20 protein-coding genes and 1 rRNA gene are annotated in these 19,252 nt (G+C 69.8%); 11 read left to right on the plus strand and 10 right to left on the minus strand.

Going from position 1 to position 19,252, the window contains the following annotated elements:
* Positions 1 to 115: ribosomal RNA gene (rrf, locus tag KIK05_RS04995) — 5S ribosomal RNA — on the plus strand; the annotation flags it as partial.
* Between the two features lie 518 nt (positions 116 to 633).
* Here rrf and KIK05_RS05000 read toward each other — a convergent pair.
* Positions 634 to 1,023 carry a hypothetical protein gene (locus tag KIK05_RS05000; protein WP_214409368.1) on the minus strand — a complete coding sequence of 130 codons (390 nt, stop codon included), beginning with the start codon at positions 1,021 to 1,023 and terminating at the stop codon, positions 634 to 636.
* A 426-nt stretch (positions 1,024 to 1,449) separates the two neighbouring features.
* Between KIK05_RS05000 and KIK05_RS05005 the strand changes: the two genes are divergently transcribed.
* Positions 1,450 to 3,135 carry a substrate-binding domain-containing protein gene (locus KIK05_RS05005; protein WP_214409369.1) on the plus strand — a complete coding sequence of 562 codons (1,686 nt, stop codon included), beginning with the start codon at positions 1,450 to 1,452 and terminating at the stop codon, positions 3,133 to 3,135.
* A 57-nt stretch (positions 3,136 to 3,192) separates the two neighbouring features.
* Here the strand turns inward: KIK05_RS05005 and KIK05_RS05010 are convergent, their stop codons facing one another.
* Genes KIK05_RS05010 through pstS form a run of 5 tightly spaced genes read right to left on the minus strand, consistent with a single transcriptional unit; the run spans position 3,193 to position 7,707 of the window.
* Positions 3,193 to 3,912, minus strand: a complete 720-nt coding sequence (locus KIK05_RS05010; protein WP_214409370.1) for a response regulator transcription factor — start codon at positions 3,910 to 3,912, stop codon at positions 3,193 to 3,195.
* A gap of 20 nt (positions 3,913 to 3,932) precedes the next feature.
* Positions 3,933 to 4,709 (minus strand): phosphate ABC transporter ATP-binding protein PstB, encoded by a 777-nt coding sequence (gene pstB, locus KIK05_RS05015; protein WP_214409371.1) that lies wholly within the window; start codon positions 4,707 to 4,709, stop codon positions 3,933 to 3,935.
* Positions 4,710 to 4,721: 12 nt separating this feature from the next.
* Positions 4,722 to 5,609, minus strand: coding sequence for a phosphate ABC transporter permease PstA (gene pstA / locus KIK05_RS05020; protein ID WP_308249755.1), 888 nt, complete (start codon positions 5,607 to 5,609; stop codon positions 4,722 to 4,724).
* Positions 5,606 to 6,586, minus strand: coding sequence for a phosphate ABC transporter permease subunit PstC (pstC, locus tag KIK05_RS05025; protein WP_214409372.1), 981 nt, complete (start codon positions 6,584 to 6,586; stop codon positions 5,606 to 5,608). The genes pstA and pstC overlap by 4 nt, the downstream gene beginning before the upstream one ends.
* 5 nt (positions 6,587 to 6,591) lie before the next feature.
* Entirely contained in the window at positions 6,592 to 7,707 is a 1,116-nt protein-coding gene (pstS, locus tag KIK05_RS05030) for a phosphate ABC transporter substrate-binding protein PstS (RefSeq protein WP_214409373.1), read from the minus strand.
* Positions 7,708 to 7,857: 150 nt separating this feature from the next.
* Here pstS and KIK05_RS05035 point away from each other — a divergent pair, with 150 nt between their 5' ends.
* A complete protein-coding gene (locus KIK05_RS05035) occupies positions 7,858 to 8,337 on the plus strand; it encodes a low molecular weight protein-tyrosine-phosphatase (protein WP_214409374.1) in 480 nt (159 codons plus the stop codon).
* A 202-nt stretch (positions 8,338 to 8,539) separates the two neighbouring features.
* On the opposite strand, the gene hisN is transcribed toward KIK05_RS05035, so the two are convergent.
* The 3 genes from hisN to aroA all read right to left on the minus strand — a co-directional run bounded on the left by hisN (position 8,540) and on the right by aroA (position 11,890).
* Positions 8,540 to 9,325: a histidinol-phosphatase gene (gene hisN, locus KIK05_RS05040; RefSeq protein ID WP_214409375.1), complete on the minus strand. Its 786-nt coding sequence runs from the start codon at positions 9,323 to 9,325 to the stop codon at positions 8,540 to 8,542.
* Between the two features lie 268 nt (positions 9,326 to 9,593).
* Complete coding sequence (gene rsgA, locus KIK05_RS05045) at positions 9,594 to 10,616, minus strand: ribosome small subunit-dependent GTPase A (RefSeq protein WP_214409772.1); 1,023 nt, start codon at positions 10,614 to 10,616, stop codon at positions 9,594 to 9,596.
* Positions 10,613 to 11,890 (minus strand): 3-phosphoshikimate 1-carboxyvinyltransferase, encoded by a 1,278-nt coding sequence (gene aroA / locus KIK05_RS05050; RefSeq protein WP_214409376.1) that lies wholly within the window; start codon positions 11,888 to 11,890, stop codon positions 10,613 to 10,615. The genes rsgA and aroA overlap by 4 nt, the downstream gene beginning before the upstream one ends.
* Before the next feature lie 121 nt (positions 11,891 to 12,011).
* Between aroA and KIK05_RS05055 the strand changes: the two genes are divergently transcribed.
* A complete protein-coding gene (locus tag KIK05_RS05055) occupies positions 12,012 to 12,755 on the plus strand; it encodes an SOS response-associated peptidase (protein WP_214409377.1) in 744 nt (247 codons plus the stop codon).
* 183 nt (positions 12,756 to 12,938) lie between these two features.
* Entirely contained in the window at positions 12,939 to 13,271 is a 333-nt protein-coding gene (locus tag KIK05_RS05060; protein ID WP_214409378.1) for a TraR/DksA family transcriptional regulator, read from the plus strand.
* Between the two features lie 57 nt (positions 13,272 to 13,328).
* Here the strand turns inward: KIK05_RS05060 and KIK05_RS05065 are convergent, their stop codons facing one another.
* Positions 13,329 to 14,081, minus strand: a complete 753-nt coding sequence (locus KIK05_RS05065) for a class I SAM-dependent methyltransferase (RefSeq protein ID WP_214409379.1) — start codon at positions 14,079 to 14,081, stop codon at positions 13,329 to 13,331.
* A gap of 236 nt (positions 14,082 to 14,317) precedes the next feature.
* Here KIK05_RS05065 and KIK05_RS05070 point away from each other — a divergent pair, with 236 nt between their 5' ends.
* The 6 genes from KIK05_RS05070 to KIK05_RS05090 all read left to right on the plus strand — a co-directional run bounded on the left by KIK05_RS05070 (position 14,318) and on the right by KIK05_RS05090 (position 19,138).
* Entirely contained in the window at positions 14,318 to 14,923 is a 606-nt protein-coding gene (locus KIK05_RS05070; protein ID WP_214409773.1) for a sigma-70 family RNA polymerase sigma factor, read from the plus strand.
* A 76-nt stretch (positions 14,924 to 14,999) separates the two neighbouring features.
* Positions 15,000 to 15,266: a mycothiol system anti-sigma-R factor gene (gene rsrA, locus KIK05_RS05075; protein WP_214409380.1), complete on the plus strand. Its 267-nt coding sequence runs from the start codon at positions 15,000 to 15,002 to the stop codon at positions 15,264 to 15,266.
* 28 nt (positions 15,267 to 15,294) lie between these two features.
* On the plus strand, positions 15,295 to 16,227 hold the full coding sequence (locus tag KIK05_RS05080) for an NAD-dependent epimerase/dehydratase family protein (RefSeq protein ID WP_214409381.1): 933 nt from the start codon (positions 15,295 to 15,297) through the stop codon (positions 16,225 to 16,227).
* A 117-nt stretch (positions 16,228 to 16,344) separates the two neighbouring features.
* On the plus strand, positions 16,345 to 16,476 hold the full coding sequence (locus KIK05_RS47955; protein ID WP_284681213.1) for a hypothetical protein: 132 nt from the start codon (positions 16,345 to 16,347) through the stop codon (positions 16,474 to 16,476).
* A 32-nt stretch (positions 16,477 to 16,508) separates the two neighbouring features.
* On the plus strand, positions 16,509 to 17,864 hold the full coding sequence (locus tag KIK05_RS05085) for an HD-GYP domain-containing protein (protein ID WP_214409382.1): 1,356 nt from the start codon (positions 16,509 to 16,511) through the stop codon (positions 17,862 to 17,864).
* Positions 17,861 to 19,138, plus strand: coding sequence for an HD-GYP domain-containing protein (locus KIK05_RS05090; RefSeq protein WP_308249756.1), 1,278 nt, complete (start codon positions 17,861 to 17,863; stop codon positions 19,136 to 19,138). The genes KIK05_RS05085 and KIK05_RS05090 overlap by 4 nt, the downstream gene beginning before the upstream one ends.
* Positions 19,139 to 19,252: the final 114 nt, after the last annotated feature.

The raw sequence follows: 19,252 nt of genomic DNA on the forward strand, positions 1-19,252 counted from the left end.
CGGCGGTTATAGCGGAAGGGAAACACCCGGTTACATTCCGAACCCGGAAGTTAAGCTTTCCAGCGCCGATGGTACTGCACCGGGGACGGTGTGGGAGAGTAGGACGCCGCCGGACAAATTTTTCATATGGTAAGGGCCACCCGCCAAGCGGGTGGCCCTTACCGCTGTGTGGGGGTATCCGCAGGGAGAGGCATCCGCAGCGGCGGGTGCTGATGCGGGTTCGTGCGAGGGCCGAGGGTCGTCCATGCTGTGGGCGGCCCTTTTCTGTTTCTGCCGGCAAACGCGCGATCTCGGCATGCATGGCCAGATCGACAGACCGTACACCATCGATCCGAGCTGCATTCCGCTGCTGTCGGCAGGGCTTCGGGTGGCCCCTGCCGGTTTCTGCTTTCTACGGCCAGGCCGACAGACCCCCCACCGACCGTCTGCGGCGGGGGACTCTGCTGCTGTTGGCGGGAGCCTCGGGGTCCCGTACGAAATGAGCCGCTACAACTGGCCGGGGGTTACCTCGTCCGGGTTTCCTCCTCCCGAACCGCTGGCCGAGACCGTTCACCGGCCCGCCCCCTACCTTCACCGGCTCGCCTTTCCTGCTTTCACCGAGGCGTTTCACTCGTCGCTGGCTCTGATGCCTTCTCATCGGCGCCGCAGCGGTGGGATACCGTACGGCGAAGTCGGCGCCGTCCTACGGTGGGAGGGCTGGTCGGCCCACGCGATGGAGTCGCTGGTGATCGCCTCGTCCGTGCATGGCCTGTCCGTCCGGGAAGCGGCTCCGTCGTCGTCGTTGACGATGTTGCCGTCGACGGTCAGATCACCGTCGACGATGTAGCCCGTCGCCCCATCCGGCGTGTCGTCACTCCAGGGGGAGCGGTCGTGGTCGTTGAGCGAGAATTCCCCGTTGATCGCGGCGCTACCGGGGCACAGGATGTACTCCTCCTCGTACAGGTTCCGGTAGGTCTCCTGGGGAAGGCCGCGCCGCTCGAACAGGTCCACCGCCGCGGGCCAGGACAGATAGCTGCTTCGCATGGTGCCGACCCTAGTGGCGTCCACCGATGAGCGCCCGAGTCGACCGCCACGCACAGAGGGGGGCCCATTCCGGTAGCCCTCCAGGGGATCCGAATCCGTTCGTCGTCGGAGGATGGCTCCTGGTCTCCTGGCGTGAGCGGTGTTCACGCGCTGGTCATGGCCGAGAGAATGGCTTCTGGCCGGTGCGAGAACGATCGAAATAATCTCGGACGCGACCGTTTCCGCATCGTATTCAAGCGCTTGCTTGGAACGCCTGTCAGCTCTCACCTACCGCGCTACGCTTCACGATATCGGGTGGCCGCTCTCCGTTCGCTACGGCTGGTAGGCGCTAAGGGTGTGATGTCGGTGACGGGTAGGCATCGTAATCCGGATCCCCTTGGTTTCGACCCGTGGAAAGACGATCCGGTTGCGCGGGAGGACATTTCCGTGGCGTCCCGCCACATCATGACGAAGGCGGGGCGTCGGCGGCGCACGATCACGGCCGTCGCGCTGGGGGCGGTGCTGCTGTCGGGGCTCACCGGTGGGGGCTATGCCCTCATGTCGCGGTCGAGCTGTACCGAACGCGTGCCCCTCCGGATCGTGGCGGCTCCCGAGATCGCGCCGGTCCTGCAGCGGTTGGCCCGGGATCCCGTCTCCGACGCCGGCTGCGTTCAGATGAGCGTGACCGCCAGGAATTCCGCCGAAGCCGCCGATCGCCTCGGTGCGCGGAAGGACGACACGGACGTGTGGGTGCCCGAGGCATCGGTGTGGGTCGACTTCGCGCGTATGCAGGGAGCGGATCGGAATCGGTTCACCTCTGGTGTCTCGATCGCCCGTTCACCCGTCATCATGGCGGTCACCCGGCGAACGGCCACCAAACTCGCGACGCATCCCGGTGAGCCGTCCTGGACGTTGCTGCTTCCCACGTCGGGGACCCGGAAGAGGCTGCCCAGGGCGTTCACGACATTGCCTGTTCCGAGCAGGTTCGCATCGGGGCTCGCGGCGCTCAATGTGCTCAATGCCGTGGTGGCGGACCGGCCGGACATGCTCAAGATCGTGCAGGGCGTGACGCTCAACCTGAAAAGAGCCATCGTGCCGTCCGAGAACGCCCTCTTCGGTCTCGTCGACGATCCGCCCGCCGGAACGGACCCGGTGATCGTGGCGAGTGAGCAGGCCGTCTGGCGGCACAACGCCTCCCGGTCCGATCGTCCCGCCGTCGGCCTCTACCCCAAGGAGGGGGCGATCGCGCTCGACTACCCGTACGTGTCCCTGACGAAGGACCCCGCCAAGGTCAGGACCGCCGAAGCGTTCCGCCGGCTGATCGCGTCCACGACCGGGCGGACGCTTCTGCGGGCGGCGGGCTTCCGCGACCCGCGAGGAGAGGCCGGACCGGGCATGGACGCGAGCCGGGGGCTGCGTGCGGCGCCTCCGCGGGACATTCCCGCCCCGGACACCGCTACGACGCTTCGCGCGCTGCTGTCGGTGAGGCTGCTCCTCGCCGACACCCGTGCCCTGCTCCTTCTGGACATCAGCGGGTCCATGGCCGAGCCGGTGCCCGGCATGCACGCCACCCGTATGCAGGCCACCGCCCGCCTGGCGGAGGCGGGTGTCCGGTCCCTGCCCAAGGGGAGCGACGTGGGTTTGTGGGTGTTCTCCACGAACCTCGACGGCGACAAGGATTACCGGGAGGTCGTCCCCGTGGGCCCCATGAAGCAGCGGGTCCCGCGGGTCCTCCAGGAACTGCGCAAGCTGCCCGGGCGTACACGAGGGGACACCGGCCTGTACGACTCGGTGCTCGCGGCCTTCCGGTCCGCGTCGAGGCACCAGGTCAGGAACATGATCAGCTCGGTCATCGTGTTCACCGACGGCAGGAACGACGACGCTCACGGCATCTCGCTCGATCACCTCCTCGCCACGCTGCGCGAGGAGTTCACCCCGGAGCGACCCGTGACGATCACGTTGATCGGGTACGGCCAGGGCATCGACGCGGGGGAGCTGCGGCGGATCGCCGAGGTGACGAACGGCGCCGCGATGGTGGCGAGTACGTTCGCCCAGGCGCGGCAGATATTCCTCCAGGTCATCGCCAACCGGGTCTGCGTCGACAGGGGCAGGTGCGAGTCCCGGAAGCGCTGAAGGCCCAGGACGGCCAGGAGCGCTCACCGGGGCGGACGCGGGTGAGCGCTCACCGGGCTAGGCGCTCGGGGTCACCAGGCGGTAGCCGACGCCGCGAACGGTCTGGATCAGCTGGTCGTCCACGTCTCCCAGGCGGGCGCGCAGGCGCTTGACGTGCACCGCGATGGTGTTGGTGGACATGGAGTCGGCGGCGTGCCAGACATGGCGCATGATCTGCTCGCGCGTCACCGTGCGGTCGGCGTGGCGCATCAGGTAGTGCAGCAACTCGAACTCGCGCAGAGGCAGGTGGACGGGCGCCCCCGCGACCCGCACCTGGTAGGCGCCGACGTCGAGCTCGACGTCGCCCACGGCGAGCACGCCGCGTGCCCCCGGCTCGCCGGGGAACGCCGCCTGGACGAGGGGGAGGAGCTCGGGCACGCGGTACGGCCGCGCCACGCAGGCCGTGGCCCCCGCGGCGAGCGCCTGGACCGCCTGCTCGGCATGTCCTTCACCCACTCCGAGCAGCACGGGTACGGCCCGCGCCAACCGTACGGCGCGGACGAACTCCACGGGCCCGATGACGGGAAGCGTGGCGCTGACGAGCACCACGTCGGGCCGTAGGGCGCCGGCCTGGAGGAGGGCCTGCGCCCCGTCGAGCACTCCGGCGACCAGGACGCCCTCGCGTTCCAGCGCCCCGGACAGTTCCCGCACCATGTCGGCGTCGGGATCGGCAACCAGCAGCATGGGCGCCGGCCGAGTGTCCCCGTCCACTTCAGATGCGGCCTGCGGCTGGGTCACACCATCTCCTTAGATGTGGATCATCCGAAGCGTCCGGTGATGTAGTCCTCGGTCGCCTTCTGGGTGGGATTGGTGAAGATCTTTGAGGTGTCGTCCATCTCGATGAGCTTGCCCGGCTGGCCCTGCCCCGCGAGGTTGAAGAACGCCGTGCGGTCGCTGACGCGTGCCGCCTGCTGCATGTTGTGCGTCACGATGACGATCGTGTACTCGTCCTTCAGCTTGCCGATCAGGTCCTCGATGGCGAGGGTGGAGATCGGGTCGAGGGCCGAGCAGGGTTCGTCCATCAGCAGGACGGCCGGGCTGACCGCGATCGCCCGGGCGATGCACAGGCGCTGCTGCTGGCCGCCGGACAGGCCCGCGCCCGGCTTGTTGAGCCGGTCCTTGACCTCGTTCCAGAGGTTGGCGCCCTTCAGCGAGTGCTCCACGATGCCGTCGATCTCCGAACGCGAGACGCCGCCGTTCAGGCGCAGGCCCGCGGCGACGTTCTCGAAGATGGACATCGTGGGGAACGGGTTCGGCCGCTGGAACACCATGCCGACCGTGCGCCGCACGGAGACCGGGTCGACGTCGGCGCCGTAGAGGTCCTGGTCCTCCAGGAGGATCTTGCCCTCGACGCGCCCGCCCGGGATGACCTCGTGCATCCGGTTGAGGGTGCGCAGGAACGTGGACTTGCCGCATCCGGAGGGGCCGATGAAGGCGGTGACCGAGCGCGGCTCGATCGTCATGGTGATGCCTTCGATCGCCTTGTGCGATCCGTAGTACGCGTCGAGGTCGGAGACCTCGATCTGCTTGGCCATTGTCGATACCCCTTATCGGCCCTTGGCGGGAGAGCGCCACCATCCGATGAGGCGCGCCACCAGGTTGAGCAGCATGACGATCAGGATGAGGGTGAGCGCTCCCGCCCACGCCCGGTCGACCGCGGTGATGTTCGGCCGGGTCATCTGGTCGAAGACGTACAACGGGAGACCCATCTGCGGCCCGTGGAACGGGTCCGGGTTGATGGAGTCGGTGATGAACACCGTGAGCAGCAGCGGCGCGGTCTCGCCCGCGACGCGGGCGATGGCGAGCATGACACCGGTGATGATGCCGGTGAAGGCCGTCGGCAGGACGATTCGTACGATCGTCTTCCACTTGGGGACGCCCAGGGCGTACGACGCCTCGCGCAGGTCGTTGGGGACCAGGCGCAGCATCTCCTCGGAGGAGCGGACGACGGTCGGCATCATCAGGATCGACAGGGCGAGCGAGCCGGCGAACCCGGAGTAGCCCACGCCGAGGATCAGCACCCAGAACGCCAGGATGAACAGACCGGCGACCACCGAGGGGATGCCGGTCATGACGTCCACGAAGAAGCTGATGCTGCGGGCCAGCCGCCGCCCCTGGCCGTACTCCACCAGGTAGATGGCGGTGAGCAGGCCGACCGGCACCGAGATCAGGGTGGCGAGGCCGACCTGTTCCAGCGTGCCGAGGACGGCGTGGTACGCACCACCTCCGGCGTCGCGGGCGCCGATGTTGCGCATCGAGTGGGTGAGGAACTCCATGTCGAAACGGGCGAAGCCGTTCTTCAGCACGAGCCACAGGACCGAGACGAGCGGGACGACGGCGATGGCGAAGGCCAGCCACACCAGACCCTGGACGATACGGTTCTTCACCCGCCGGCCGGTGGACAGCGGGGTGAGGATGGGGGGTGACATGGTCATGCGGCGCCCCTCGAGTACTCCTTGCGGCGGGCGATGATCAGCCGGGCGGCCATGTTGACGACCAGGGTGATCACGAACAGCACGAGGCCGGACGCGATGAGCGCGCCCTGGCCGATGGGGGTGGCCTCGCCGAAGCCGTTGGCGATGTTCGCGGCGATGCTGTTGCCGTTGTTCGACAGCACCTTGATGGTGATCTCGAACGTCGCCGGGAAGATGAGGGCGACCGCGATGGTCTCGCCCATCGCCCGTCCGAGGCCCAGCATGGCCGCGCTGATGACACCGGGACGTCCGAACGGCAGCACCGACATCCGGATCATCTCCCACTGCGTGGCGCCGAGGGCCAGCGACGCCTCCTCGAGCGACTTCGGCGCCTGGAGGAACACTTCGCGCGAGATCGCCGCGATGATCGGCAGAATCATGATCGCCAGCACGATCGAGGCGGTGAGGATGGACTTGCCGTAGACGGCGTCCCCGGCGAACAGCGGGATCCAGCCGAAGTAGGTGTTGAGGAAGGTGGCCGGGCCCTGCATCAGCGGGATGAGGAAGATCACGCCCCACAGGCCGTACACGACGCTGGGGACGGCCGCCAGCAGGTCGATGACGTAGCCGAGCACTCCCGCCAGGCGGCGCGGCGCGTAGTGGGAGATGAACAGGGCCACCCCGATCGCCACCGGCAGCGCCATGATCAGCGCCAGGAACGAGCTCAGTACCGTGCCGAAGGCCAGGGCCGCGATACCGAAGACCGGCTTGGTCGCGTTCGGCGTCCAGTACCTCTCGGTGAGGAAGTGCGAGGTGTTGGCCTGGAGCGCGGGGATGGCCTTCACGATCAGGAAGACCGCGATGGCCGCCATGATCACGAGCAGCAGGACGCCGGCGCCGGTCGCGGCGAAGCGGAAGGGACCCTCACCGCGGGTGCGCCGGAAGGCGGGCCGGCCAGCGGCCGGCCCGCCTTCGCGTGTACGAACTGACGTGGCCATTCGTGTTAGGAGATCGCCTCGACGGCGGTGCGCACCTTGGCGACCAGGCTCGCCGGCAGCGGCGCGTAGCCGAGGCCGGAGAGAGCGGACTGCCCCTCGTCGCTGGAGGTGTAGGTGAGGAAGGCCTTGACGAGCTTGGAGTCCTCGGCGGACAGGCCCTTCTCACAGGTGATCTCGTAGGTCACCAGGACGATCGGGTAGGCCCCAGCCGCCTTGGTGGCGTAGTCGATCGAGAGCTTCAGGTCGTTGCCGGTGCCCTTGATCTCGGCGGCCTCGACGGTCTTGGCGGCGCTCTCGGGGGTCAGCTCGACGAACTCGCCGGAGCCGTTGGCGACCTTGGCCTTGGTCAGGCCGGAGTTCTCGGCGAAGGAGAGCTCCACGTAGCTGATCGTGCCCTCGCCGCCCTTGACCGTCTGGGCGATGCCGTCGGAGCCCTTGGCGCCGGTGCCCTTGGCTTCGGCGGGCCAGGCCTTGGCCGGCTCGTACGGCCAGCCTGCGGTGGCCTTGAGGAACTTGGTGAAGTTGTCGCTGGTGCCGGACTCGTCCGAGCGGTGCACCGCCTGGATCGGGGTGGACGGCAGCTTGGCGTTCGGGTTGTCCTTCTTGATGGCGGGGTCGTCCCACTTGGTGATCTTGCTGTTGAAGATGTCACCAATGGTCTGCGGCGACAGCTGCAGGCCGTCCACACCCGGCAGGTTGTAGACGACGGCCACCGGACCGATCACCATGGGCAGGTTGATCGCCTTGCCGGTCTTGCACCGGGCGTCGGCCTGCGCGGGCTCACCCTTGTCGTCCTTGAGCGCGGAGTCCGAGCCCGCGAAAGCGATGGTGCCCTGGATGAACGACTGGACACCCGCACCGGAACCGCTGGGCTGGTAGTTGACGCTCACGCCCGGGTTCGCGCCCTGGAAGCCCTTCTTCCACTGGTCGATCGCGTTGGCCTGGGCGGAGGAGCCCGCCGCGTTGATCGTGCCGCTGAGCCCGCTGCCACCGCTCGTGCTCGACCCGCCGGCGTTCGCCGACGAGGTGCCGGAGCCGGTGTTGTTGTTATCGGTGCCGCACGCAGCCAGCGAAAGCACGCCGGCGATGGCGGCTACGGCGAGCCGGCCTGCATATTTCACGGTTCTCGTCCTCCCACGTGGTTCTCTCAACGGGCAGGACGGTACGGAGTAAAGGTGACGCAATCCCCCGTTAAAGGTGAACGAGGAATGAACGGGCCTGGTCACTATCGTTGTGAACGGTCCAGGGCGCTATGCGCAATCATTGCACCCATGACGCGTGTGTGCCTGGTATGCATGGGAAACATCTGCAGGTCCCCGATGGCCGAGGTGGTGGTCCGCAGGGTGCTGGAGGACCACGGCCTCGGTGACGAGGTCGTCGTCGACAGCGCCGGCACGGGCGGCTGGCACGCCGGCATGCCCATGGACGAGCGCGCCCTGCGCACACTGTCGGACGAGGGGTACGACGGCTCACTCCACCGCGCCAGGCAGTTCGACGAGGCGTGGTTCGCCGAGCGTGACCTGGTGCTGGCCATGGACCTCGACAACCTCAGGGCACTGCGCCGGATCGCCCCGCCGGGGGCCGACGTGCGGCTGTTCCGTTCGTTCGACCCCGCCGCGCCGGAGGAGGCGGAGGTGCCCGACCCCTACTACGGCGGCATCGACGGGTTCCGTGAGGTGCTGCGTATGGTCGAGGCGGCGGCCGAAGGGCTCGCCAAGCACCTCGCTGAACGGAACCGCCCCGTCAGGTGAACACCGCCTTGCGGCCGGCCCCGAACGCGACTGTGCCCTCACGGCCAGTCACAGGCGGCTCCCACGCGGCGTAGCGTCGAGGGAGTCGAACGGGCGAGGAGGGTCGGCGTGCTTCCAGGATGCGGTAACTGCAGTTGCTACCTCGACGACCGTGTGATCTCACGGCCGCCGGAGGAGCGGTAGCCGGACTCGCGGGAGGTGCTCAGCCGCCGAGGCGCTTGAGCACCTCCTCGTGCAGCACGGGGTTCGCGCAGACCAGGCTGCCGCCGTCGACGTCCGCCGCACCCGACAGGTCGGTCCAGACCCCGCCCGCCTCCTCGATGATCACGGTGAGGGCCGCCATGTCCCAGGGGGACAGCTCGGGCTCGGCCGAGATGTCGACCGACCCCTCGGCCACCATCACGTGCGACCAGAAGTCGCCGTAGGCGCGGGTCCGCCAGACGGAGCGGGTGAGGTCGACGAACTCGCCGAGCCGGCCGCGCTCCTCCCACCCGCCCAGGCTGGAGAAGGAGAACGACGCGTCCTGCAGGCGGCTCACCGACGACACCTGGCAGCGGGTGGCCTTGGTCAGGCTGCGGCCCGTCCAGGCGCCGCCGTCGCGGGCCGCCCACCAGCGGCGCCCGAGGGCCGGGGCCGAGACGACGCCGACCACCACCCGGCCGTGCTCCATCAGGGCGATGAGCGTCGCCCAGACCGGGACGCCGCGCACGTAGTTCTTGGTGCCGTCGATCGGGTCGATGATCCAGCAGCGTGAGCCGGACCCCTTCGTCGTGCCCATCTCCTCGCCGATGACGGTGTCGCGGGGGCGGGCCCGTCGCAGCGTGCCGCGGATGGCCTCCTCGACCGCCTGGTCGGCGTCGCTCACCGGGGTCAGGTCGGGCTTGGTGTCGACTCGCAGGTCGACCGCCTTGAACCTGCGCATCGTGAGATCGTCGGCGCTGTCGGCCATCATGTGCGCCAGGCGGAGGTCGTCGCTGTAACCCGTCACGAGGACAAACGCTATCGTGCCCGCCCCGGTTTGAGCAGTGCCGGACGTGCATGGCCTCGCCTCCGCTCGGCGGGCTCGGGGCCTGCTTGAGGCGGCGGCTTTCGTCGTCGTACGGGCTCGTCCCTCACCCTCCCTCCTCCTCAAACCACCGCCGGCCCCGAGCCGGCTTGATGGCCTCGCCTCCGCTCGGCGGGCTCGGGGCCTGCTTGAGGCGGCGGCTTTCGTCGTCGTCCGGGCTCGTCCCTCACCCGAGCCGGACCCTGGCGCGTCAGTCGTCGTCGGGGGCGCCGTCGCGGCTGCCGAGGAGGCGGCGCAGTGACTCAAGGCTCGCCGCGTCGGCGTGGCCCTCCGCCACCCAGGTGTCCAGGGAGCACTCGGCGCTCCGGTGGCTGCATCCCTTCGGGCAGTGGACCGCGCCCTCGGCGAGCGCGGGGAAGGCCGCGAGCACGTTGTCGATCACGACGTGCCCGAGCCCGAAGCTGCGGACACCCGGTGTGTCGATGATCCAGCCGCCGCCGGGCAGTTCCAGGGCCACCGCCGAGCTCGAGGTGTGGCGTCCGCGGCCGGTCACCGCGTTGACGTGGGACACCGCCCGGTCGGCGTCGGGGACCAGGGCGTTGACCAGGGTCGACTTGCCCACCCCTGAGTGGCCGACGAGCACGTTGAGCCGGTCGTTGAGCCGGGAGCGAAGCTCGTCGAGCTCGCCGCCCTTCTGTACCACGACGTACGGCAGGCCGAGGGGCTCGTAGCGCGCCACGAGCTCGTCGGGGGTGGCGAGGTCGGCCTTGGTCAGGCAGAGCAGCGGGTCGATGTCGGCGTCGAAGGCCGCGACCAGCAGACGGTCGATCATGCGCGGCCGGGGTGGCGGGTCGGCCAGCGCCGTGACGATCACCAACTGGTCGGCGTTGGCCACGATCGGGCGCTCGACCTCGTCGGTGTCGTCGGCGCTGCGCCGCAGCATCGACGTGCGGGGCTCGACCCGGACGATGCGGGCGAGGGTGTCGGGAGTGCCGGAGGTGTCGCCCACCAGGCCCACGCGGTCGCCGACCACGATGCCCTTGCGGCCCAGCTCACGGGCCCGCATCGCCGTCACCTCGCGGGCGGCGTCCTTCTTGCGCCTGCGGCCGCCGGTGGCGTCACTCTCCACCAGGCAGGTGTAGCGGCCGCGGTCGACCGACACGACGAACCCCTCCACGGCGTCATCGTGCGCCGGACGGCGTCTGGTCCTCGGCCGCGACCCCTTGCCGGGCCGGACCCGCACGTCCTCCTCGTCGTACTCGCGTCGTCTCAGCGGCCTTCCTCCAACATCAGCGCCCACATGCGGGCGAACTCGGGAAGGGTCTTGGCCGTGGTCGCGATGTCCTCCACCTGGACCCCGGGGACGGCCAGGCCGATCACCGCTCCGGCCGTCGCCATCCGGTGGTCGGCGTAGCTGTGGAAGACCCCGGCGCGCAGCGGACGCGGACGGATCTCGAGGCCGTCGGGGGTCTCGGTCACGTCGCCGCCGAGCCGGTTGATCTCGGTGGCCAGCGCGGCGAGCCGGTCGGTCTCGTGCCCCCTGATGTGGGCCACGCCGCGCAGCGTGCTCGGTGAGGTCGCCAGCGCCGCGAGGGCGGCGAGCGTGGGCGTCAGCTCACTGACGTCGTGCAGGTCGGCGTCGATGCCCTGGATGCTCGCGCCGCCGGTGACCTTCAGGCCTTGCGGGGTGCGGGTGACCGTCGCGCCCATGCGCGGCAGCAGCGAGCGCAGCTCGTCGCCGCCCTGGGTGGTCTCCTCGGGCCAGTCGGGGATGGTCACCGTGCCGCCGGTGACGAGCGCGGCGGCCAGGAACGGCGCGGCGTTCGAAAGATCGGGCTCGACGGTGAGGTCGCGGGCCGCGACGGGCCCCGGCTCGACCCGCCAGACGTCGGGCTCGGAATCGTCGACCCGCACCCCGGCGGCGCGCAGCATCTGCACCGTCATCTGGATGTGCGGCATGGACGGCACCGGCGGGCCGTCGTGGCGTACCGTCACGCCTTTGTCGAAGCGGGCGGCGGCCAGCAGCAGCCCCGACACCAGCTGCGAGGACGCCGAGGCGTCGAGCGTGACCTCGCCACCGGAGATCGGGCCCCTGACGGTGAACGGCAGGGCGTCACCGTCGACGGTGGCGCCGAGGGACCGCAGCGCGCCGAGGATCGGGCCCATCGGCCGCTTGCGGGCGTGCGGGTCGCCGTCGAAGGACACCTCGCCGTCGGCGAGCGCCGCCACCGGCGGGACGAAGCGCATCACCGTGCCGGCGAGGCCGACGTCGATCGACGCGCCGCCGCGTACCGGGCCCGGGACGACGTGCCAGTCGGTGCCGGAGGGGCTTTCGTCCGAGGGGGTCAGCTCCGCGCCCAGGGCTCGCAGGGCCGCCACCATAAGGTCGGCGTCGCGGCTGCGCAGGGCCCGCCGCACGGTGCTCGGACCATCGGCGAGCGCGGCGAGCAGGAGGGCGCGGTTCGTCACCGACTTGGACCCGGGCAGCCGCACGACGGCGTCGACGGGACCGGTCGCCTCGGGCGCGGGCCACAGGGGAGCTGACATACCTCCGAGCCTACCGGGACCCTTCCCCGCAAAGGGATGACGCACGCCGACCGCTCCCCGCCGTGAGACGGGGGAGGGCATGTCTGTCCGGGAACGGCCGAGCGGTGGCAGGCTAGTGCCCATGTGTGGCAGATACGCGTCGGCACGCAAGCGACAGGAGTTGCTGGAGGAGTTCCAGGTGGGCCTCGACGGCACCTCCGCCGAGCTCCCGGCCGACTACAACGTCGCCCCCACCAAGAGGGTCTACGCCGTGCTCACCCGTCCCGAGGAGCAGGCCGCCGAGGCGAAGGCCGAGCCCGTCAGGCAGCTCCAGGTGCTGAAGTGGGGGCTGGTGCCGAGCTGGGCCAAGGACCCCTCCATCGGCAACCGCATGATCAACGCGCGGCTGGAGACGCTCGCCGAGAAGCCGTCCTTCCGCCGCGCCTTCGCCCACCGCAGGTGCCTGCTGCCCGCCGACGGCTACTACGAGTGGTACAGGGCCGACAAGAAGACCAAGCAGCCCTACTTCATCCACCCGGAGGACGGCGGGGTGATGGCCATGGCGGGGTTGTACGAGTACTGGAAGGACCCCACGCGGGCCGACGACGACCCGTTGAAGTGGCTGGTCACCTGCACCGTCATCACGACCACCGCCGAGGACCACCTGGGCCACATCCACGACCGCATGCCGCTGATCATGAAGCCCGACATGTGGTCCGACTGGCTCGACCCGGCGCTCACCGAACCCGACAAGGTGCTCGACCTGCTCGCCTCCGCCCCGCCGAGCGGGCTGGTGGCCTACCCGGTGTCGAGCGAGGTGAACAGCGTCAGGAACAACGGCCCCCACCTCATCGACCCCGAGAGCCCCGAGACGCAACTGTTTTAGGAACGTCGGCAAAAGCCTGGGTCACAGCGGTGTAAGAAGCGTGCCGAACGGGCATCCGAACAGGAAAGCGATGGCTCGTGCGCGAACAGTCACCGCAACTGCCAAGTCTTCCCAAGAGCCAGGCGGGAGTTCCGGGGGTTCCCGCCGAGGCCGTGTCCCGTTTCTTCCCGGAGGTGCGGATTCGTGGACGTCGCGACCGCTCGGGCACAGTTGGAGAGCATGCTGGCCGAACTCGATCGGTCCATCGCGGTGCTGAAAGGTGATCCGGGGGCCGTCGACGACAGATCGGCCGCCGACGCCGGGTCCGACCTCACCGACGCCGACCGCGCCCAGGCCATGATCGACGTGGCCACCCGGCAGCGTACGGCGGTGCTCGACGCGCTCAAGCGCATCGACGCGGGCGTGTACGGCCGGTGCGTCGACTGCGGCAAGCCCGTCCCTGAGGGCCGCCTGGCGGCACGCCCCGAGGCGGCCCGCTGCGTGGAGTGCCAGTCGAAGCGCGAACGCCGCCGCTGAAGTGCTCGGGGAGACCCGAGCCCGCCGAGCGGAGCGGAGCGAGGCAGATGAACACGGCTAGCCCGGCCTGCGGGCGCTCGCCACCAGGTGGATGCCGACGGTGTCGTCGTCGTCAGGGTGGGCGTCGAGCTCGGTGCGCACCAGCCAGTTCAGCGCGCGGGCGTCCGCGGCGAGGACGTGGTCGACGGTCGAGGGCGACAGCACCGTGCGCGGCCGGATCCACTCCACCTCCAGGCCGGCGTCGACGAGCAGCTCGCGCAGCTGGACGCTGCTGAAGCAGCGGGTGATGCTGCCGTCGGGCCACGGCACGAGCATCACCTCGCCCGTGCCGGTCTGGCAGAGGTGGGCCCAGTAGTTCTGCTCGGCCATGATCGCCATGCCGAGCACCAGCGAGTCGACGCAGGCCAGCACGCGACCGCCCGGCTTGAGGACGCGCACGACGTCCTCCATGGTCGACTCGGCCATCAGCTCCAGCGACAGCGCGCGCTCCTCGGCCACGACCGCGTCGACGGAGGCGTCCGGAAGGAAGCCGAGGTCGTCGGCGCGGACCCTGCGGATCCTCTGCTTCCCCGCCCCGTTCAGCGACGGATCGGCGGGACGCCGGAAGTCGACCATCTCGATGACATGGTGCCCGGCCCGGGCCGCCTGCGCGGGCCAGCGACCCCGCCCGCCGGACAGGTCGAGGAGGAGTCCGGGCTTCTGGGGGAGCCATCGTCGCAGCTGCTCGGCCACGACGGCGTGATAGAAGGTCCAGTACGGCCCGAGCGCGCTGGTTGAGCCGTTCAGTTCGCTGGCTGGGATGGGCAGCACAAGTGGCTCCTGGACGGTCGGGGCTCCGGGGAATCGCTACCAGCCGGTACGTATCTTTTTCCCCGTACCGGGTCCTTCGTCACCTTCTAGTTACCGGGAACAGATGCTATGCCCCGCGTGTTGCAGACGGGCGTAAACACGCTAGGAGGTTCCGTCCCATGCTGGTGGCCGAGGTCGGCGATCGGGCGCTCGTAGAGGAGCCGGTATTCTCGGCTCTGTACGGCGCGTTTAAGGGGGTGGGTCCGGTCTCCAAGATAGCCGAGGAGACTCTGGAGCAACGCAGTGAGCGGTTCGAGCGCGACGCCATGCCGTACCTCGATCAGCTCTACTCCGCGGCGCTCCGGATGACCAGGAATCCCGCGGATGCGGAGGACCTTCTTCAGGACACCTTCGCCAAGGCCTTCGGGTCCTTCCACCAGTTCCAGGAAGGCACCAACCTCAAGGCCTGGCTGTACCGCATCCTCACCAACACCTTCATCAACAGCTACCGCAAGAAGCAGCGGGAGCCGAAGCAGGCCGGCACCGAGGAGATCGAAGACTGGCAGCTCGCGCGTGCGGAGTCGCACACGTCGGCCGGTCTGAAGTCCGCCGAGGTGGAGGCGCTCGAGCACCTCCCCGACAGCGACGTCAAGAACGCGCTGGCCGAGCTTCCCGAAGATTTCCGGATCGCGGTCTATCTCGCCGACGTCGAGGGCTTTCCTTACAAGGAGATCGCCGACATCATGGGCACCCCCATCGGGACCGTGATGTCCCGCCTGCACCGCGGGCGACGCCAGCTGCGGACGCAACTCGAGGACTACGCACGCGAACGCGGGCTTGTGCGATCGGAGGAGCCGTCGTGACGGAGCGCGGTGATATTGAGTCGTCGGCCGTGACCGGCCGCGGGCGCGGCGCCGGCGCCTTGGTGAGGTGTTGGGCATGAGCTGTGGGAAGCCGCACGACACCGACTGCGGCGAAGTGCTCGAAAGGGTCTACACCTTTCTCGATGGCGAGCTCGACGAGCGGCGGCGGGCCGACATCCGCCAGCACCTCGACGAGTGCGGGCCCTGCCTGGAGGAGTACGGCCTCGAGAAGGCCGTGAAGCAGCTGATCGCCAAGCACTGTGGGTGTGACACCGTGCCCGAGGATCTCCGGGCCAAGGTGCTCAAGCGCATCGAGGCGGTCCGCTCCGAGATGGCGGAGTGACGTCGGGCCGGTCCCCTAAAATGCCGGGATGCGGGTACTTGTAACCGGCGGCGCCGGCTTCATCGGATCGACCCTGGTCGATCGGCTTCTCGCCGACGGGCACGAAGTCGCCGTCGTGGACGACCTGTCGTCGGGGTCGAGGGGCAACCTCTCGGCCGCGATGGAAAGTGAGGCGTTCGAGCTGCACGAGCTCGACGTCACCGATCCCGCGCTGACCGACCTGACCCGAAACCTGCGGCCCGAGGTGGTCTGCCACCTCGCCGCCCAGATCAGCGTGCGCAGGAGCGTGGCCGACCCCGTGGCCGACGCGCGGCTCAACGTCGAGGGCACGGTCAACGTCCTCTCGGCGGCGCGGGCCGCGGGCGTGCGGAAGGTCGTCTACGCCTCGTCGGTCGCGGTGTACGGCCGGCCCGCCGTGATCCCCGTCCCGGGCGACGCGGCGACCGACCCGCGTTCACCGTACGCCGCGTCCAAGCTCAGCGGCGAGATCTACCTGTCGATGTTCAGGGCGCTGCACGGCCTGCAGTACACCTCGCTGGTGCTGTCGAACGTCTACGGCCCGCGCCAGTCGCCCGAGGGCGAGGCGGGCGTGGTGTCGATCTTCACCGACGCCCTGCTGCGCGGCGCGCCGACCGTGGTGTACGGCGACGGCTCCCAGACCCGCGACTACATCTTCGTCGAGGACGTCGTCGACGGCTTCGTGCGCGCGTGCGGCGAGGCGGGCGACGGCGGGAGGTTCAACCTCGGTACCGGTGTGCAGACGACCGACCGCGAGCTGCACTCCCTGGTGGCCGCCGCCGCCGGGGCGCCCGACGAGCCGAGGTTCGAGCCGCCGCGCCTGGGCGACCTGCCCGCCATGGCCGTCGACCCCGCCCCGGCCCTCGCCGCCCTCGGCTGGCGCCCCCGCACCGACCTTCTCGACGGTCTCAAGGCCACCGTCGAATGGGCGAGATCGCGTTAGCTCCTGGTAGTGGTTTGATTACGCTTTGGATGCGATTCTTCGACTTCCCGGCCTGCCCATCCCCGTTTCTGTAGCCTGAAGCCCGACTCAATGGGGAGGCGGCACATGATGAAGGCAATGGCCACACGCATCGTGGCGGCCATGGGAAGCGGTGGCTTCGGATGGGTTCTCATCGCTCTCGGCGCCGCGGCTCTGGCGGCCGTCTCGAAGGGCGCGATCCCCGTGCCCTCGGGAATCTCCTGGACCTGAGCGCGTGCGCGTGACGGTCCGAGGCGGCGGCAGTGCGTGATCTACCCTGGCCGGCGAAGGTCTACCTCGTCGCGACCGTCACGGCGGCCGCGGCGCTGATCGGCCGGGGTCTTCTCATCCCCGGGCACCTCAGCGGGCACGAGTGGCCCACGCTGCTCGTGCTGGCGTTGCTGTTCCTGGTCTGCGAATCGGTGCCGACGCTGCTCAACGTCGAGCAGGCGGCGATGTCGGTCAGCTTCTCCGCGGCCCTGGCCGCGGTGGTCCTGGTGGGCGACGTCGGCGCGGCCCTGGTCGGGGCCACGGCGGTGCTCAGCGTGCGCCCCGGCCTGCCGCTTCACAAGCGGTTGTTCAACGGGGCGCAGTTCGCCATCTGCGGGTACGCCGCGGGGTGGGTCTTCGAGCGGCTCGGCGGCCACCAGGAGATCCCGAACGTCGGCACGTTCACCGACCTGCTGGTGCCGTTCGCGGGCGCGGCGGCGGTCTTCGTCCCGCTCAACTTCGTGCTGTTCGCGGTCATGCTGTCGCTGGCCGGGCGGCTGCGCACCGGCGAGGTGCCGCTGCGGGGGCTCGCCCAGTTCCTCGCGTCCTACTTCGGGTACGCCACGTTCGGCCTGCTGATCGCCGGGCTGTGGGCCACCGTGCAGTCGATCTCGGCGGTGCTCGTGCTGCTGCCGCTGTTCGTCGCGCGCTGGGCCTTCGGCCAGTACCTCGCCCAGCAGCGTTCCTACGACGCGACCATCGCCGCGCTCTGCCAGGCCGTGGAGACCAAGGACTACTACACGCGCGGCCACTGCATGCGCGTGTCGAGCGCCTCCACGATGATCGCACAGGAGATCGGCATGGGACCCGAGCGCATGCGCGCGATCGGTTACGCCGGCATGCTCCACGACGTGGGCAAGCTCGGCGTCCCCACCAAGGTGCTGCAGAAGGAAGGCCGGCTCACCGAGGAGGAGTACGCCGCGATCCAGCTCCACCCGATGCGCGGCCTGGAGATCGTGCGGGGCATCGACTTCCTCGACGAGGCCTTCGCCGGCATCATGCACCACCACGAGCGTCACGACGGCGGGGGCTACCCCATGGGCCTGGCCGGGGCCGAGATCCCCGAGTTCGCCCGCATCATCGCCGTCGCCGACGCGTTCGACTCCATGACCTCCGACCGGTCCTACCGCAAGGCGAAGTCGATCGAGGAGGCGCTCACCGAGCTCCGCAAGGGAGCGGGCACGCAGTTCGACCCCGTCATGGTCGGGGCGTTCATCAGGGCCGTCGACCGGCGCGGCTGGGATCCTCCCCGCAGGGTGACCGAGCCCCCGGCAGGCGAGGCGGTGGAGACCGCCGCCAAGGACCACGACGATCCCACCATGCCCATCGAAGTGGCCTCCGAGCGGTGACCACGACGGCCCGGCCCCTGCGCGGCCTCGACTCCGGGCAGCTCCTGCTGATCTGCGCCGCCGGCATGGTCACCGTGGCGGGCGTCGCCCACACCGCCGCGGTGGGGCTCGTCGACCCCCAGGTCGCGATCGCCTTCGGCGTGATGGTCGCCGTGGGCGAGCTCGCCAGGCTCACCATGCCGGGCAACCGCGAGGTGGCGCCCATCGGCGCGGCCGCCGCCCTCGGGTACACCCTGCTGCTGGACGTCGGCGGCACGCCGACCCGGCACTCCGCGCTTCAGGTGGTGGCGGTCATGGCCGTCGGCATGGTGATCGGCGCGCTGCCGCACCTCGCCGTCGGCAGGCCGCCGCAGCTCGACGCGCTCGCGCGCCGGCTGCTGTCGTGGGCGCTGCTCGCCTTCGCCTACCGTCCGCTCGCCCCCGCGTTGTACGACACCGTGGCGAGCGGCGGCACATGGTGGCCCGTGCTCGGCGTGATGGCCGTGCTCACCACCGCCATGCTCACCGCCGACGTGGTGATCGCCGCGGTGCTGCGGGCCGAGCAGGTCCGCACGAACTTCCGCGTGGCCTACCGTGACGAGGTCCGCATGGCCACCCCGCTCGGGGCCTCCGTCACCGCCTCGGGAGTCCTGCTCGCCCTGGCCTCCCACAGCATGAACCTCGCCGCGCTCGCCGTCTTCGCCGCGCCGCTGCTGGTCACCCAGGTCGCCTTCCGTAAGTACGCCGGGATCCGCGCCACCTACCTCCAGACCGTCCGCGCCCTGGCGAGGGTGACTGAGGTCGGGGGGTACGTCGAGCCGGGGCACTCCCGGCGGGTCAGCCGCCTGTCGCTGGCGATCGGGCGCGAGCTCGGCATGGGGGAGCCGGAGCTGCTGGAGCTCGAGTACGCCGCGCTCATGCACGACATCGGGCAGCTCTCCCTGCGCGACCCGATCCCGGGCGGCGCCACCGTGCTCACCGATCCCGGGCAGGCGCGGAGCATCGCCGAGCTGGGCGCCGAGATCATCAAGAAGACCGGCGTGCTCGACCGTGTGGCCGAGATCGTGCGTCATCAGGGCGATCCGTACGCCGGGCCCGACCTGCCGCCGCTGGCCAGCCGCATCATCAAGGCGGCCAACGCCTATGACGACCTGGTGGGCGGCTCCACCGACCGCGACCGCGCGGCGGCGGCCCTCGAACGGCTCCGCCAGGACGACGGCGGCGAGTACGATCCCGTCGTGGTGGGGTTGATGGCGAAGGTCGTCGACCGCCTGGCTCCCGTCAACCGGCTCTGACCACGGCCTCCGACACGGCCGCTTTGGCCGGGTGCGCCGTCTTTACCACCAGTGGAGCCCTGTTCTACGGCGACCCGGAACGATCGTCCCGTTGTGGACTTCCTACATACGGGA

The sequence above is a fragment of the Sphaerisporangium fuscum genome, from assembly GCF_018531465.1.
GTDB lineage: Bacteria > Actinomycetota > Actinomycetes > Streptosporangiales > Streptosporangiaceae > Sphaerisporangium > Sphaerisporangium fuscum.

Coding starts and splice junctions, on each gene's coding strand:
- pstA (WP_308249755.1), bottom strand. CDS start 5,609: ATGACCATGTCACCCCCCATCCTCACCCCGCTGTCCACCGGCCGGCGG.
- rsrA (WP_214409380.1), top strand. CDS start 15,000: ATGAGCTGTGGGAAGCCGCACGACACCGACTGCGGCGAAGTGCTCGAA.
- KIK05_RS05055 (WP_214409377.1), top strand. CDS start 12,012: ATGTGTGGCAGATACGCGTCGGCACGCAAGCGACAGGAGTTGCTGGAG.
- KIK05_RS05000 (WP_214409368.1), bottom strand. CDS start 1,023: ATGCGAAGCAGCTATCTGTCCTGGCCCGCGGCGGTGGACCTGTTCGAG.
- aroA (WP_214409376.1), bottom strand. CDS start 11,890: ATGTCAGCTCCCCTGTGGCCCGCGCCCGAGGCGACCGGTCCCGTCGAC.
- KIK05_RS05080 (WP_214409381.1), top strand. CDS start 15,295: ATGCGGGTACTTGTAACCGGCGGCGCCGGCTTCATCGGATCGACCCTG.
- KIK05_RS05035 (WP_214409374.1), top strand. CDS start 7,858: ATGACGCGTGTGTGCCTGGTATGCATGGGAAACATCTGCAGGTCCCCG.
- KIK05_RS47955 (WP_284681213.1), top strand. CDS start 16,345: ATGGCCACACGCATCGTGGCGGCCATGGGAAGCGGTGGCTTCGGATGG.
- pstC (WP_214409372.1), bottom strand. CDS start 6,586: ATGGCCACGTCAGTTCGTACACGCGAAGGCGGGCCGGCCGCTGGCCGG.
- pstB (WP_214409371.1), bottom strand. CDS start 4,709: ATGGCCAAGCAGATCGAGGTCTCCGACCTCGACGCGTACTACGGATCG.